The 13,949-nt window shown below is 49.4% G+C and carries 12 protein-coding genes; 9 read left to right on the forward strand and 3 right to left on the reverse strand.

All coding sequences use genetic code 11. The features are described from left to right. Positions 1–3 precede the first annotated feature (3 nt). Genes infB through ribF form a run of 4 tightly spaced genes read left to right on the forward strand, consistent with a single transcriptional unit; the run spans position 4 to position 5,252 of the window. The gene (infB, locus tag MR847_RS04085; protein WP_287723014.1) at positions 4–3,078 is read left to right on the forward strand and encodes a translation initiation factor IF-2; all 3,075 of its coding nucleotides are present in this window, start codon (positions 4–6) and stop codon (positions 3,076–3,078) included. Continuing rightward, positions 3,078–3,461 carry a 30S ribosome-binding factor RbfA gene (rbfA, locus tag MR847_RS04090; RefSeq protein WP_100425775.1) on the forward strand — a complete coding sequence of 128 codons (384 nt, stop codon included), beginning with the start codon at positions 3,078–3,080 and terminating at the stop codon, positions 3,459–3,461. Before infB ends, rbfA begins: the two co-directional genes overlap by 1 nt. Further along, on the forward strand, positions 3,451–4,371 hold the full coding sequence (truB, locus tag MR847_RS04095; RefSeq protein WP_100425776.1) for a tRNA pseudouridine(55) synthase TruB: 921 nt from the start codon (positions 3,451–3,453) through the stop codon (positions 4,369–4,371). Before rbfA ends, truB begins: the two co-directional genes overlap by 11 nt. After that, entirely contained in the window at positions 4,371–5,252 is an 882-nt protein-coding gene (gene ribF, locus MR847_RS04100) for a riboflavin biosynthesis protein RibF (protein WP_100425777.1), read from the forward strand. Before truB ends, ribF begins: the two co-directional genes overlap by 1 nt. Here ribF and MR847_RS04105 read toward each other — a convergent pair. Together MR847_RS04105 and MR847_RS04110 are read right to left on the reverse strand one after the other, a co-directional pair. Continuing rightward, positions 5,249–7,138 (reverse strand): heavy metal translocating P-type ATPase, encoded by a 1,890-nt coding sequence (locus MR847_RS04105; RefSeq protein ID WP_287723015.1) that lies wholly within the window; start codon positions 7,136–7,138, stop codon positions 5,249–5,251. The genes ribF and MR847_RS04105 overlap by 4 nt on opposite strands. Before the next feature lie 52 nt (positions 7,139–7,190). Continuing rightward, the gene (locus MR847_RS04110; protein WP_100425779.1) at positions 7,191–7,409 is read right to left on the reverse strand and encodes a cation transporter; all 219 of its coding nucleotides are present in this window, start codon (positions 7,407–7,409) and stop codon (positions 7,191–7,193) included. Positions 7,410–7,581: 172 nt separating this feature from the next. Here MR847_RS04110 and MR847_RS04115 point away from each other — a divergent pair, with 172 nt between their 5' ends. Continuing rightward, positions 7,582–7,953 carry an ArsR/SmtB family transcription factor gene (locus tag MR847_RS04115; RefSeq protein ID WP_100425780.1) on the forward strand — a complete coding sequence of 124 codons (372 nt, stop codon included), beginning with the start codon at positions 7,582–7,584 and terminating at the stop codon, positions 7,951–7,953. 13 nt (positions 7,954–7,966) lie between these two features. Then, positions 7,967–8,893 (forward strand): ketopantoate reductase family protein, encoded by a 927-nt coding sequence (locus MR847_RS04120; RefSeq protein ID WP_287723016.1) that lies wholly within the window; start codon positions 7,967–7,969, stop codon positions 8,891–8,893. Here MR847_RS04120 and ilvA read toward each other — a convergent pair. Further along, positions 8,890–10,101: a threonine ammonia-lyase gene (gene ilvA, locus MR847_RS04125; protein WP_353846835.1), complete on the reverse strand. Its 1,212-nt coding sequence runs from the start codon at positions 10,099–10,101 to the stop codon at positions 8,890–8,892. The genes MR847_RS04120 and ilvA overlap by 4 nt on opposite strands. Before the next feature lie 202 nt (positions 10,102–10,303). Here ilvA and MR847_RS04130 point away from each other — a divergent pair, with 202 nt between their 5' ends. The 3 genes from MR847_RS04130 to MR847_RS04140 all read left to right on the forward strand — a co-directional run bounded on the left by MR847_RS04130 (position 10,304) and on the right by MR847_RS04140 (position 13,946). Beyond that, positions 10,304–11,737, forward strand: a complete 1,434-nt coding sequence (locus tag MR847_RS04130) for an oligosaccharide flippase family protein (RefSeq protein ID WP_287723018.1) — start codon at positions 10,304–10,306, stop codon at positions 11,735–11,737. A gap of 86 nt (positions 11,738–11,823) precedes the next feature. Beyond that, positions 11,824–12,786, forward strand: a complete 963-nt coding sequence (locus MR847_RS04135) for a glycosyltransferase (protein WP_287723019.1) — start codon at positions 11,824–11,826, stop codon at positions 12,784–12,786. Between the two features lie 146 nt (positions 12,787–12,932). Beyond that, positions 12,933–13,946, forward strand: a complete 1,014-nt coding sequence (locus MR847_RS04140) for a glycosyltransferase family protein (RefSeq protein WP_287723020.1) — start codon at positions 12,933–12,935, stop codon at positions 13,944–13,946. The last annotated feature ends 3 nt before the right edge of the window (positions 13,947–13,949 follow it).

The raw sequence follows: 13,949 nt of genomic DNA on the forward strand, positions 1-13,949 counted from the left end.
TAGATGAGTAATGAAATCAAGATCACACCGGGTGAATGGGCCAAGAAGCATGGCGTAGATGCCAGTCGAGTCGTTGCACTGTTGCACGAGAATGGAGTGCAGGTGTTAACGCCGTTTACCCCAGTTCCCCAAATGGCTTTTGCTTCGATCGAAGCTCAAGTGATGGACGAAAAGGCAAAGGCTGACGCTCGCAAGGCAAAGGCCATCGGTCTTCGCAAGAATTTGAAGAAGAATTCGTCGGAAGAAAAAGAAGCCGAAACGCCGGCTAAGCCTTCAACTTCGTCGACCTCGGCTGGACGCCGTACGATTACGGGTAAATTCATGGGTGGAAAGGTGAAGGTGACGCGTTCGACGACCGCACGTCCGGCTGCCGCAAAGGCGACGAAGACAACGTTGACGCCTGCCGCTCCGAAGCCTGCTCCGACTCCTGTCGCAAAACCGGCTGCTCCTGTGGCTCCGGTGGCGCCTGCAACCCCTGCACCTGCCGTGAAGCCGACTCCGGTTGAAGCTCCGAAACCAGCAACTCCTGCCGCGGTTCCGGTGGCACCTGTCGTAAAACCGGCAACTCCTGCAGCTCCTGTCGCAAAACCGGCTGCTCCTGCTGTAGCAAAGCCTGGCACACCGGTCGCGCCGAAGCCGGCAACTCCGGCTGCAAAACCGGCATCTGCCATTGTGAAGGCAGCTCCGGTGGGTGAACTGCGCCAGGTTGAAATGAAGGCTCAGGTCTTTAAGCCGGATGCCGCAATTCTTGCCCGTATTGAAAAATCTCGTCAGCAGGCCGCTGCCCAGCACCGTTCTCGCAATAACGGATCCGGTCAGGGCTATACCGGTCACTTTGGACCGAGCGCAAACGGTGGTAACTATCGCGGTAGCAACAACCACTATCGTGGAAATGACAATAATAACGGTGCACGTTCTTTTGGCGGCAGTCAGTCCCGCGGTCCGCGTTTCCCGGGTCAGAACATGCAGGATGTTTTTGCCAATGCGCAGAACAACGCGAATGGCGGAAACAACAATCGCTTTGGCGATAACAACAAGTCGGGGCAGAACCGCGGCGGTAACAATGACCGCTTTGGCAAAAACAAGCACGGCGGCAAGAACGGTCGTGACAGTAAGGACAACCGTTTCGATCAGAGCGAACAGCAGGATTCGATCCGTCAGAACGTTTCCCGCGTGATGGCTTCGCTTTCGAAGAACCCGGTGAAGAAGGTCTATCACAAGGATAAGGCCGCTTCGAATGACGGTGAACAGAAAAAGATTTTGAAGACTTCTGACTTCATCACGGTCGGCGAACTCGCCGGTATGATGGATCAGATGCCCGCACGTGTCATTGCAAAGTGCATGGAAATGGGCATGATGGTCACCATCAATGCTCGCTTGGATTTTGAAACGATTCAGGTCCTCGCCGACGAATTCGGCTATGAAGCGCAGCTGATGGAAGAATATGAAGAAGAAGTTCTCGGCGTGGAAGAAGAAAAGAGCGAAGATCTCGAACCGCGTCATCCTGTGGTTACCGTGATGGGTCACGTGGACCACGGTAAGACTTCTCTCCTCGACTGGATTCGTAAGACCCATGTGGTGTCGGGCGAATCGGGTGGTATTACTCAGCATATCGGAGCTTACGAAGTGACGACTTCTGTGGGCAAGGTCACGTTCCTCGATACGCCGGGTCACGAAGCATTTAGCGCTATGCGTGCTCGCGGTTCCCAGGTGACGGATGTGATCGTGCTCGTTGTCGCTGCGGACTCCATGGTGATGCCGCAGACGGTGGAATCGATTGAACTCGCTCACCGCGAAAAGGTGCCGATGGTCGTTGCCATAACGAAGATCGACCTTCCGACTGCAAACCCGGATAAGATCCGCGCTCAGCTTGCTGACCGTGGTGTCGAAGTCGAACAGTGGGGTGGTACCGTGAGCTGTATCGAAGTTTCGGCTCGTACCGGTCAAGGTATGCCACAGCTTTTGGAAACCCTCGCTCTCGAAGCAGAAGTCTTGGAACTCAAGGCTTCGAAGTCCGCACGTGCCCGTGGCGCGGTCGTGGAATCCAAGCTAGATGCGGGTAAGGGTTCTATGGCAACCGTCTTGATTCAGAATGGTACTCTCCACATCGGTGACCCGTTTGTTTGCGGTGTCTATGCGGGTCGAGTTCGTGCGATGTTCGATGACCATGGTAAGCAGATGAAGGAAGCGGGCCCGTCCGCTCCGTGTCAGGTTCTCGGCTTTGACGGTACTCCGCAGGCAGGCGACGAACTCAGCGTGGTGGAAGATGAAAAGACCGCACGTGAAATTGCTTCCAAGCGTCGTATGGCGGCTCGTGAACGCGATCTCCGCGCTCGTAAGTCGATTTCTCTCGAATCCGCTTATGAAGGCGTCAAGAACGGTACGGTTTCTGAACTCAATTTGATCATCAAGGCAGACGTGGGCGGTTCTTCTGAAGCTATCGCTGCAAGCCTTGAAAAGCTTTCGAACAGCGAAGTCAAGGTCAACATTATTCGCAAGGGCGTCGGTGCGATTACCGATTCCGATATCTTGCTCGCTTCGACTTCTCAGGCTGTGATCGTCGCGTTCCACTTGATGCCGTCGCTCTCTGTGCGTGAAATGGCTCAGAAGGAAGGCATTCAGATTAAGACTTACCGCATTATTTACGAAATCATCGACGATATCAAGAATACGGTGGAAGGTCTTCTGAAGCCGACGACTCGCGAAGAGCTCACCGGCGAAGCCGAAATCCGCCAGCTGTTCAAGATTCCGAAGATCGGTATCATCGCAGGCTGTATGGTGACGGATGGCGAAGTCGACCGGAACAGCCATGTGCATGTTTACCGCAACGGCGTCGAACTCGGTTCTACCGTGGTTCAGTCCCTCAAGCGTCACAAGGACGATGCGAAGTCCGTTGCCCGCGGCTTTGAATGCGGTATCGGTCTTAAGGGTTATGACAACCTCCAGGAAGGCGATATGCTTATGTTCTTCAAGGAAGTTACCGTTGCCCGTACACTCGCAGACGTTGCACGTGATGAAGCTGCCGCCAAGGCCGCTGCAGAAGCGAAGAAGGCCGCTGAAGAAAAGAAGGATGCTTAATGCCTCGTAATTCTCACAGCCATTCCAACCGCCGTGTACCGCGTACTGTCCGCTTGGACGAACAGTTCCGCGAAGAAATCAGCAAGCTCCTGATGAAGGGCTTGAAGGATCCGCGGATCGGTTTTGTAACGATTAGCCGTGTGGAAATCACGAACGATCTGAGCTATGCGAAAGTCTTTATTTCCGTGCTCGGTTCCGATCGTGAAAAGGCGGCGTCCTTGATTGGACTCCGCAATTCCGCGGGTTTTATTCGCACGTACCTCGGCAAGGCCTTGAAAATTCGCAAGATCCCACAGCTCTCGTTCCTGTTGGACGAAAGCCTCGATCATGCGATGCATATCGAAGAAATTCTCGCCGAATTAAAGGAACAGGGTGAACTCTAACCTTCCTCCTTCTGGACTGATTCTTTTAGATAAAACAGCGGGTGTTACCTCGTGTAACGCCCTTTTCCCTATTCGTAAAATTTTTAAGACGCGTCGTGTCGGTCATGCGGGTTCGCTCGATATGCGAGCATCCGGTTTGATTGTGGCTGCTGTAGGCAGAGCGACTCGTCTTTTGCCGTTTGTAGAAGCGGGCGAAAAAACATATTCGTTCTGCGCCCACTTTGGCTATTCGACGATTACGGATGAATGGGACGGTGAACTTGCCGAACAGGATCCGAGTTCGGAGCCGATTTCGGAAGAAGCGGTGCGTCAGATTTTGCCGCAGTTCATCGGTGAAATAGATCAGGTTCCGCCGGACTTTAGCGCGATCAAGTTGAACGGCAAGCGTGCTTCGGATTTGAAGCGCAAAGGTCGCGATGTGGAACTCAAGGCGCGTAAGATTACGATTCAGAATTTGCGCTTTGAAGGCAAATGCGAAGCTCCGGAAGGCATTTCGGGCCGTATCCGTAGCTCGTATCGGTTTTCGTGCGACTGTTCCAAGGGAACATATATCCGTTCGCTCGTCCGCGATATGGCGAAGGCTTTGGGAACGGTCGGTGCGGTTTCGGGAATCCGCCGGACGCGCATTGGACATTTGAATGTGACGGATGCGGTCAAGTCGGAAGAGCTTTGCGAAGCTTCGTTGATGAAACCGCAGGATTGCATGAAGTTCCCTGTAGTGAGCCTGACCGATAAGCAGGTAGAAGCTTTGCGTCAGGGCCGTGAAATGACGTGGAACAAGGAACCGATCCAAATCGAAGAAGGCGCTCCGAACATGGTTCTCGCTGTGGATAAGGACGGCGATTTAAAGGCGGGCTGCTCTTTTGAAAATGGAAAGCTTGCTCCAAAATTCTATTTGGGTTTGGATTGATGACGGACAAGGTTTTACGTGCTGCAACAGTGGGAAATTTTGACGGTTGCCATTTAGGGCATCAGCAAATTTTCCAGATTCTTCGCAACGAAGCAAAGGCGCACGGACTTGTGCCGACTGTGATTTCTTTTGAACCGCATACGCGCCATGTACTCGGCATTCCCGGTCATCCGGCTTTGCTCACGACCACCGAAGAAAAGGGCGCGTTTGTGCGTTCTCTCGGTTTGGATTTTTTGGCACTTCCGTTTTCGCGAGAAGTGGCAGAACAGCCGTATCAGACTTTTATCCAGAACGAAATTTTAGACAAGCTGAACGTGAAGTTTTTGGTGCTTGGACACGATCACCGCTTTGGCGCTGCGGGCAAGGGAAGTTTTGATGCAATTTTACAGACCTTCCCCGAGCTTCCGGCGATTCAGGTTTCTGCCAAATATAAAGATGGGGAAGTCTTAAGTTCTTCCCGTATTCGGGATGCCTTGGAAAAGGGTGCAGTCGAACGTGCGACGACTTTCTTAGGACGTCCTTACCGCTTTCATGGAATTGTCGTTGCGGGAAAGCGCATCGGCAGAACGATTGGATTTCCGACGGCGAATGTGCAGACCGGCGTGTATAAGCTGATTCCCAAATACGGAGCTTACGCTGCCGTCGTTCGTCTTCAAGACGGTTCGGCGCACCGGGCTGTGGTGAACATTGGACTTCAGCCTTCGATCGGCGATTTGCCGCTTGCTGTGGAAGCGCACATTTTGGATTTTAACGCGGACATCTACGGTCAAACGATTGACGTGGACTTGCTCACGTTCATTCGTGCGGAACAGAAGTTTGCATCTATCGACGATTTGAAACGCCAGATCGGCATGGATGCGGACTTTGCCCGCAATTATTAAACTTTTGGACTCACCCAAAGATTACGGACTGCATTGAGCACGGCGAGAATCATCACGCCGACGTCTGCAAAAATAGCCGTCCACATATTGGCAATGCCGAACGCGCCGAGCAAAAGACAGAGCGCTTTGATTGAGATACAGAAGACGATGTTCTGATGCACAATGCGCATGCATTTTTTTGCCACATTCATCGCGGTCGAAATCTTTAACGGATTATCGTCCATCAGCACGATGTCCGCGGCTTCGATAGCGGCGTCAGAGCCCATCGCGCCCATCGCAATTCCGATGTCTGCACGGGAAAGAACGGGGGCGTCGTTGATGCCGTCGCCGACAAATGCCAAGGTTTCGGAAGGGGACTTTTTCGCTTTCAACAGTTCTTCGACTTTTTGAACTTTATCCGCCGGAAGAAGTTCTGCAAAGAAACTGTCTAGCTGGAGAGTTTTGGCAACATTTTCCGCGACCTTCTGCGTGTCACCGGTCAGCATAATCATTTGTTTGATGCCCTGTTTTTTGAGGGCGGAAATCGCCTGCTTGGAATTTTCCTTGATGATATCGGAAATCACGATATGGCCCGCATATTCTCCGTCAATTGCGACGTGGATGCATGTGCCGATGCGGTGACATGCGTGCCATTTGGCTCCGACATCATCCATCATTTTGCTGTTGCCGACACAGACGATTCTACCGTTTACAAGAGCTTGGATTCCGCGGCCCGAAATTTCTTGAATGTCATCGACTTCGCAGCCGTCCGCTTCGTCGCCGTAGGCCTTTCTTAAAGAGTTTGCAATCGGATGCTTGGAGTAACGTTCTACGTGGGCGGCCAAATGCAACAACTCGTTTTTGTCAAGCTTTTCCGGGTGAATCACCGTGACTTCGAAGTTTCCCTGGGTCAAGGTTCCCGTCTTGTCAAAGACAAGCGTATTCGTTTTTGCAAGGATTTCTAAATAGTTCGCCCCTTTGATTAAAACGCCTGCGCGTGAAGCGCCTCCGATGCCAGCGAAGAAGGAAAGCGGAACGCTCACCACGAGAGCGCACGGGCAACTGATCACGAGGAAAATCAAGGCGCGGTAAATCCATTCTGTCCACAGAGGATCTCTGCCGATCGCAAACAGAACGAGCGACGGTAAAGTGGCGAGGGCTAGTGCGGAAAGGGTGACGATTGGCGTGTAAACCTTGGCGAACTTGGTAATGAACTTTTCGGATTTTGTTTTTTGGGAACTCGCGTCTTCGATGAGTTCTAGGATCTTGGCGACGGTGGATTCTCCAAATTCCTTCGTGGTGCGAATTTTTAGGACACCGCTCAGATTGATACTGCCCGAAATGATTTCATCATTTTCGTTCACATCGCGCGGTAAAGATTCGCCGGTGAGCGCAGATGTGTTGAGGGTCGAAAAACCTTCTACGACAACGCCGTCGATAGGAACCTTTTCGCCGGGCTGTACCACGATAATCGTGCCGACTTCCACATCGTCCGGGTCGACTTGTTCGAGTTTACCGTCATCGGTTTCGATGTTCGCATAATCCGGGCGAATGTCCATGAGTTTTGCAATGTTTTGTCGGCTCTTTCCCACGGCGTAGCCTTGGAACCATTCTCCAATCTGATAAAAGAGCATCACCGCAATCGCTTCGACATAATCGCCTGTCTTAAAGAGTCCCAGGAAAATGGCGCCTAAAGTGGCGATCGCCATCAGAAGGTATTCGTCAAACGGCTGCTTGTGCCAAATGCCTTCTGCCGCCTTCTTCAACACGTCGTAACCGACGATCAGGTAGGGAATCACGTACAGGACAAAACGCAAATAGCCTTCGATAGGCACAAAATGCAGCGCGATTAGCATCACGGCGGCAGTGATGATTCGGATCAGATTTTTCTTTTGTTTTTGGCTCATAGGGATTCTCGAAAGCTAAGGTAAAAGACCGCATTTCTGCGGTCTAGGGGTTTTAGAAGAAGACTTCGCAGTCGGATTCGACTTTTTTGCAGTTTTCGCGAACGGCTGTCATCACGGCGGTTTCATCAGCGCCTTCGTCAAATTCCACCTTCATTTTAAGCAGCATGAAGTTTACGGAAGCGTCTTTCACGCCGGCAGTGTTTTTGGCGGCGGATTCCATTTTACCTGCGCACACAGGGCAGTCCACATCGATTTTATAACTCTTTTTCATTTCAAACCTCATTTTTGAAAAGTTTTCTTCAAAATAACGATTAAATAATCGTTTAATTGAACTATGGATAATATAGATTCTGAATTCTCCTTTCGCAAGATGATTAAGCAAATATTTAATCGTTTGGAGTAATTTGTGTCGGAATATTGCTATTTTTAAAAAAATGGATTAGATGAAGGGTAACAAGTTGCATCACGAACATCCGGTGACTGAAAAAGAGCTGATTTTAGCGAAACGCATGCCGACAGAACGCGCGGCAATTCAGGTGGCGGATGCCATGAAACAGTTAGGCGATGTTTCGCGACTCCGCATTTTTTGGCTGCTTTGCCACGCAGAAGAATGTGTGACAAATATTGCAGAACTCGTGAGCATGTCGAGCCCTGCGGTTTCTCATCATTTAAGACTTCTCAAGGTGGCAGGCTTGATTGTATCGCGTCGCGTAGGGAAGGAAATGCTTTATACCGCATCCGATACTCCGCTTGTGCGTCAGCTGCACCATACGATTGAATCCGTAGCGGAAATCACCTGTCCAGAAGAAGATTAGAGACTTTGCCATCATGCAAAAAATTCAGAAAGTAGCTGTTGTCGGTCTTGGAGCGGTCGGTGCAGTCGTTGCCGAACAACTGCAAGCGATTCTCGGAAAGGAACTCTACTGCATCATGGATGCAGCCCGAAAGGCGCGTTATGAAAAAAGTGGAATGTCCATCAACGGCAAAAAAATCGACTTTCACTTTGTGACGCCAGATGAAGTTCCCCCGGTAGATCTTCTGATCTTTGCCACGAAAAATCTCCAGCTGAAAGATGCTTTGGACGTTGCCCAAAAGGCGGTCGGTCCGCAGACGGCAATTCTTTCGCTGCTCAACGGCGTACATTCCGAAGCGGAAATAGAAAAGGCTTTTGGTGCAGAAAAAACACTCTACGGCTTTATTGTGAATTTGCAATCCATCAACAAGAGCGGCGTTATCGATTGTGCTGCGAAGGGAATTATTCTTTTTGGTGAAAAGGACAATCGTGTTTCGGAACGGGTACGGGCAATTTCGAATCTTTTTGAAGCGGCGCATGTAACACATAAGGTCCCAGAAAATATCCGCTTTGAAATGTGGAAAAAGCTGTTGATGAATACGGTCTTTAATTCGCTCGGCGCAATCTGCCGTTCTACATTTGGCGGATTCCATTCTCCGGTAATGCAGAAAATGGCCCGTCAAGTGGGCCGTGAAGTGATTGCTGTCGCGAATGCCGAAGGATTCCCGCTCACGGAGGAACATTTGGAAGAAGATTTGCGCATCACGTGCAATTACACGCCTCTTGGCAAATGTTCCATGCTCCAGGATGTGGAAGCGGGCCGTAAAACGGAAAATGCTTTCTTCTGCGGCACGATCTGTGAACTTGGAAAATCGCACGGCATTTCGACCCCTTACTGCGAATTCTTGGGCGGCCTTTTGGAAGGAACGGAATACGCCCGGGAATTGCAAAAAAAGGCTTAGATCAAGGTTCGCACGACTTGAGGCTTGTAGCCTTCTTCGTCGAGCCGCTTCAAGATCTGCTTTTTGTGTTCTGGACCGTAAGCTTCCATCGTAATCTGCAATTCGACTGCGGACTGACGGTTGATCGTAAAGAACTGGTTATGTTCAAGCTTGATGACGTTACCGTTTGCCTTGGCGACGACGTCGGCAACTTTGGAAAGCGTTCCTGGACGGTCCGGCAAATGCACCGCAACAGTAAAGATTCGGTCTCGCAAAATAAGGCCCTTCTGCACCACGGACGACATGGTAATGACATCCATGTTACCGCCCGAAAGAATGGAAACGATTTTCTTTCCTTTGACATTTAAATGCTGGATGGCTGCAACGGAAAGAAGCCCCGAATTTTCCACGACCATCTTGTGGTTTTCCACCATATCGAGGAACGCGAGAACGAGCTCTTCATCTTTGACGGTGAGGATATCGTCTAGGTTCTTGCTGACGTAGGGGAAAATCTTGGATCCTGGCGTTTTGACCGCAGTTCCGTCAGCGATGGTGTTTACGCTTGGCAAGGAAACAACCTTGCCCGCCTTGATGGAACTCAGCATGCAGGCAGCGCCTTCCGGCTCTACTCCGATGACTTTAATGTTCGGGTTCAAAAGCTTGGCAAGAGTCGAAACGCCTGTGGCAAGCCCACCGCCACCGATCGGGACGAGAATATAATCGACTAATGGCAGCTCCTTGAAGATTTCCATGGCGATCGTACCTTGCCCTGTCGCTACAGCCAGATCGTCAAACGGATGGATGAACGTGTAACCGTGCTCTTGGGCAAGTTCCAGAGCTTTTGCGCAGGCGTCATCGTAAACGTCGCCGTGTAAGATGACTTCTGCGCCGTAAGACTTGGTGCGGTTCACCTTGATGAGCGGAGTTGTTGTAGGCATCACGATGACCGCTTTGGCGCCATAAGCTTTGGCTGCATAGGCGACGCCCTGAGCGTGGTTGCCTGCAGAAGCGGTAATCAAGCCTTTCGCTCGTTCTTCTGGAGAAAGCGTGCTGATCTTGTAATAGGCGCCACGAAGCTTGTACGCGCCGGTGAGCTGCATATTTTCAGGCTTAAAATAAACTTTATTTCCGGTACGCTGGGAATAGAAGTCTGAATAGATCAGCTTCGTTTCGAGCGTGATACTTTTGACCGCTTCGGAAGCTTCTTCAAAGGCTTCGAGCGAAAGCATTTCCTTGTGCATGAATAATCTCGTCGAGTTTGTTGTTTTACGCTGGGAATGTAGTTTTAACGTGCTTGAACGTCAACTAAAATTGTAGGATTTAGAAAGGCTGAATTTTTAATGGAGCGTAAAATCGGGGCAAAACACTTTTTATCGCAGGATTTGTCGATCAGTTTTTTCTTAAAAAGAAAAAAAGCTATTTTGCATGCCCATGAGCGATTTAGAAACGGATAGCAAATTCTTAAAGAAAAGCGTGATTATTAATGTCATCGGAACCATCCTCAAGGTTTGCGGTCCGCTTCTCACGATTTTGCTCGCCCGAATTTTTGGCGCAGCGGATTTTGGCGTTTTTGTCTCAACGCAAACGCTTCTTTTGACGATTTCACGTTCGTCGACGCTCGGCCTAGACAAAGGCTTGTATTGGTACTTGCCGCAGAATCGTCTGAACGGTCGTCCGGCTTATGAAGGAGTGATGGAGTCCTTTTGGGTCTCGGCGCTGGTGGCACTTATTTGCACGCTGGTGATTTTTGCCGGATCCTTTACACCGCTTATTTCCAAGGAGCTTCCTTGGTATGCATTTTCGCTCGTGTTTTATGCGGTCTCCTATGTTTTAAGCAATACTTCGGAAGGAAATCGCAAACCGCAAAATGCGGTCTTTATCAATTCGTTCTTTGTTGCAGTGCTTTCTCCGCTTTCGTCGATTGTGATGCACTTTTTGGGAATTCCGCATGCGCTTCCGCTTGGCCTTTTGATCGGGCAGATTTGCGGATTTTTGCTGCACTTTATTCTGGTGCAAAAGCAGTTCCCGGAAATGCCTTTGATTCCGGTGAAGAAAATTTCCAAGGCGTTGCTCGTTTATTCTTTACCGCTCGGTTTTAACGAATTCGTTTCTTCGTTCCTCATTCGTTCGAGCCTTTGGATGGTGATGCTTTTTCTTGGACCGGAAAAGGCTGGCGCTTACGGCATCATGGTGACGATTTCGAATGCCTTGCAGACGATTCGTGTGGGCTTTACACCGATTCTCACTCCTGTTGTTGCAGGAATGGACAAGGACCGTTTGCATACCGATTTAAAACCCGTGTATTCTTACTGCGTTTCGATGGTGACGTATATTCAGTTGCTAATCGGCTTCTTCATCATTCTTTTTCCGAATGAAATTTTGAATATCGCGGGTAAAGACTTTATTGTGCAACCGGAAACGCTAGGCATTTTGCTGTTGGTGCATTTGCTCGCTGGTTTCTGGGGTATGGCGATTGTGATCATGAACGGTCTTGGAAAAAGTCTGTACACGCTCAAGATGAATATATTCTCGCTAGGAATCGCTCTCGGGTCGGGATATTTTCTGGTGCCGGCTTATGGACTTGTGGGGGCGGCGCTTTCAATGCTCTGCTACAATGTTGTAGCGATGATCTGGAATAACGTTTATTTGGCGAAGATGAAACTCTGGCCGTATTCGAGCAAGCTTATCAACCGTTTCGTTTGGATCTGTGTGCTGATCGCTTGCTACGTTGTGTTGAACGTGGGAAATTTTGAATTGAGTCTTTGGCAGAAAGCCGTTGCCTATTTGGTTGCCCTGGCTGCCCTAGGGATTCAATGGCTTTACGACAAAAAGAGCGCGAATCCTATTCCTTCCACCAAGCGTTGAAATCTGCGTAATGCGCTTTTCTTCGGGCGGGAGCTATTGAATAATTTCTAACTTTTAGTCAGGTTTTATAATGTGAGGAATGCAGCATGTTGAAGTTCTTATATATACTGACAAGCAATGAGAAAGATATTTATTACGAGCAAACGCTGGTGTCTGTTCTTTCGCTTCGCCATTACAATCCCCAGGCTTTCATAACATTATTGGTTGACGACAAGACAGACAAAAACTTGGTGGGTTTTAGGAGCGAAATCAAAAACCTGATAGACGAATACAAGGTTGTTCCCTTTGATGATAGATTGTCAAATATGGTCCGATCCCGTTTTCTAAAAACGAACATGCGGAATCTGATCGAGGGAGACTTCTTGTACATCGATGGCGATACCGCTGTAGTAGACCGGCTGGATTCCATTTTGTCTAATGTGACGGGGAGCGTTTGTGCGGTTGCCGATTTGCATGCGTCCGAAAATGACAAGTACCATTTAAAGCACAAGAAAATGTTGGCCCACAAGAAAAAGATGAATTTTTCCCTGTCCCTAGGCGAGAAATATTTTAATAGCGGGGTCATCTTTGCAAGGGACGATGTCCCGGCCCATGAATTCTTTACGAAGTGGCATGAATTGTATCGGCAGTGTGCCCAAAATGGAATTTTTACAGACCAGATTTCTTTTAATGAAATCAACCATGTTTTAGGCCATCCCATTGAGGAATTGCCGGGGGAATGGAATTGTCAAGTCCGCGAAGCCTATAACCATCTGTATCGAGTAAAAACTATATATCCTATCCTTTGTCGGTCCAAGATTATTCATTTTTTTTGTACGGGAATTGACGGAAAAAAAGAACCTCATCCCCTGATGAGAAAAGATTTTTTTGATAAAATCAAGGCTCAGCAGGTTGTAGACGAAATTTCCATGCAGATCATTTGCTCCGCCAAGAATCAGTTCTGGGGTGCTCCTGAAAAATTGGACGAAAGCGTCTCTTTTCCCAAGTTTTTTCTGTTCCGCCAGTTTCCCAAGGTATGTAAATTGTTGAAATGGCTGAACGTGATTTGATTTTAGTACGCTGCAGGAGCCAAGAAAGCCTAAGTGAAGGACGTTCCTCAGCCTGTGTCTGCGCTAGTGGGTTCTTTTATATTAGCTCTTGGTTACGGGTTCAACGCCGGTAACTGTAGAATGAAGGAATCGTATATTTTAAAGATATGATCAAATACCTTTTTGTTTTGACTAGTTCGCCGAAGGATTTCTATTGCGAACAGACCTTAGTGGCGATCGCATCTTTGCGCGATCATAATCCGGGCGCGTTCGTGACTCTTTTGACAGACGACAAGACGGCGGAAACTCTCACCGGTCCGCGGGCCGCCATCAAGGACGCGGTTGATGAGCTCAAGGTCTTGACCTTGGACGAAAAGTTCACGCCGATGCTCCGCTCTCGTTATTTGAAAACGGTGATGCGCAATGTCGTAGACGGAGATTTTCTTTACATGGATTCGGACATCGCGGTCGTGGGCGATCTTTCGATTCCAAAAGAATGGGAAGGCGGCATTTACGCCGTACTCGATTTCCACACGAATCTTTCAAAAGCGATCAACCGCAAGAAGGTTTTGAACAACGCGAAGAGGATGGGATTTTCGCCGATTCTGAACGACGAAATCTTTAACGGGGGCGTGATGTTTGCCGCCGATACGCCAGAAGCCCGCAAGTTCTTTGAAACGTGGCATGAACTGTGGCTTTATTGCGTTTCTAAAAATTTCCCGTATGACATGGCAAGCCTTGCCGAAACGAACTTCAAGTTCGGCTACATCACGCAGAAAATGCCGGGCGGTTGGAACTGCCAGCTCGCTTACGGCAACCGTTTTTTGCCGACGGCCAAGGTTTTGCACTTCTTCGGTTCCCGCATCGTGGATACATGCGGTCACAAGGTTCCGGAAAGCATGAACCTGTTCCTTCCGAAAATTTTGCGCAAGGATTTCTACACGAACTTGAAAAACCTTCCGGTGACGGTCAATGCCGACAAGAGCATTTCGATCAACGCTTATTATGACGATGTAATTTTGCATGCAAAGGAAGCGTTTGAGTACCAGACAAAAAAGGTCGGTGCTGCAGGCGCATACATCATTCGCAGTTACGCATTCGCCAAGTCACTCGCTTGGCTGTACAAGAAAATGCCGATTCTTGTAAAGCCTTTGGCGTTGCTCGGAAAGATCCTTGGATAGCTT

It is taken from the genome of Hallerella sp., from assembly GCF_022776125.1.
GTDB lineage: Bacteria > Fibrobacterota > Fibrobacteria > Fibrobacterales > Fibrobacteraceae > Hallerella > Hallerella succinigenes.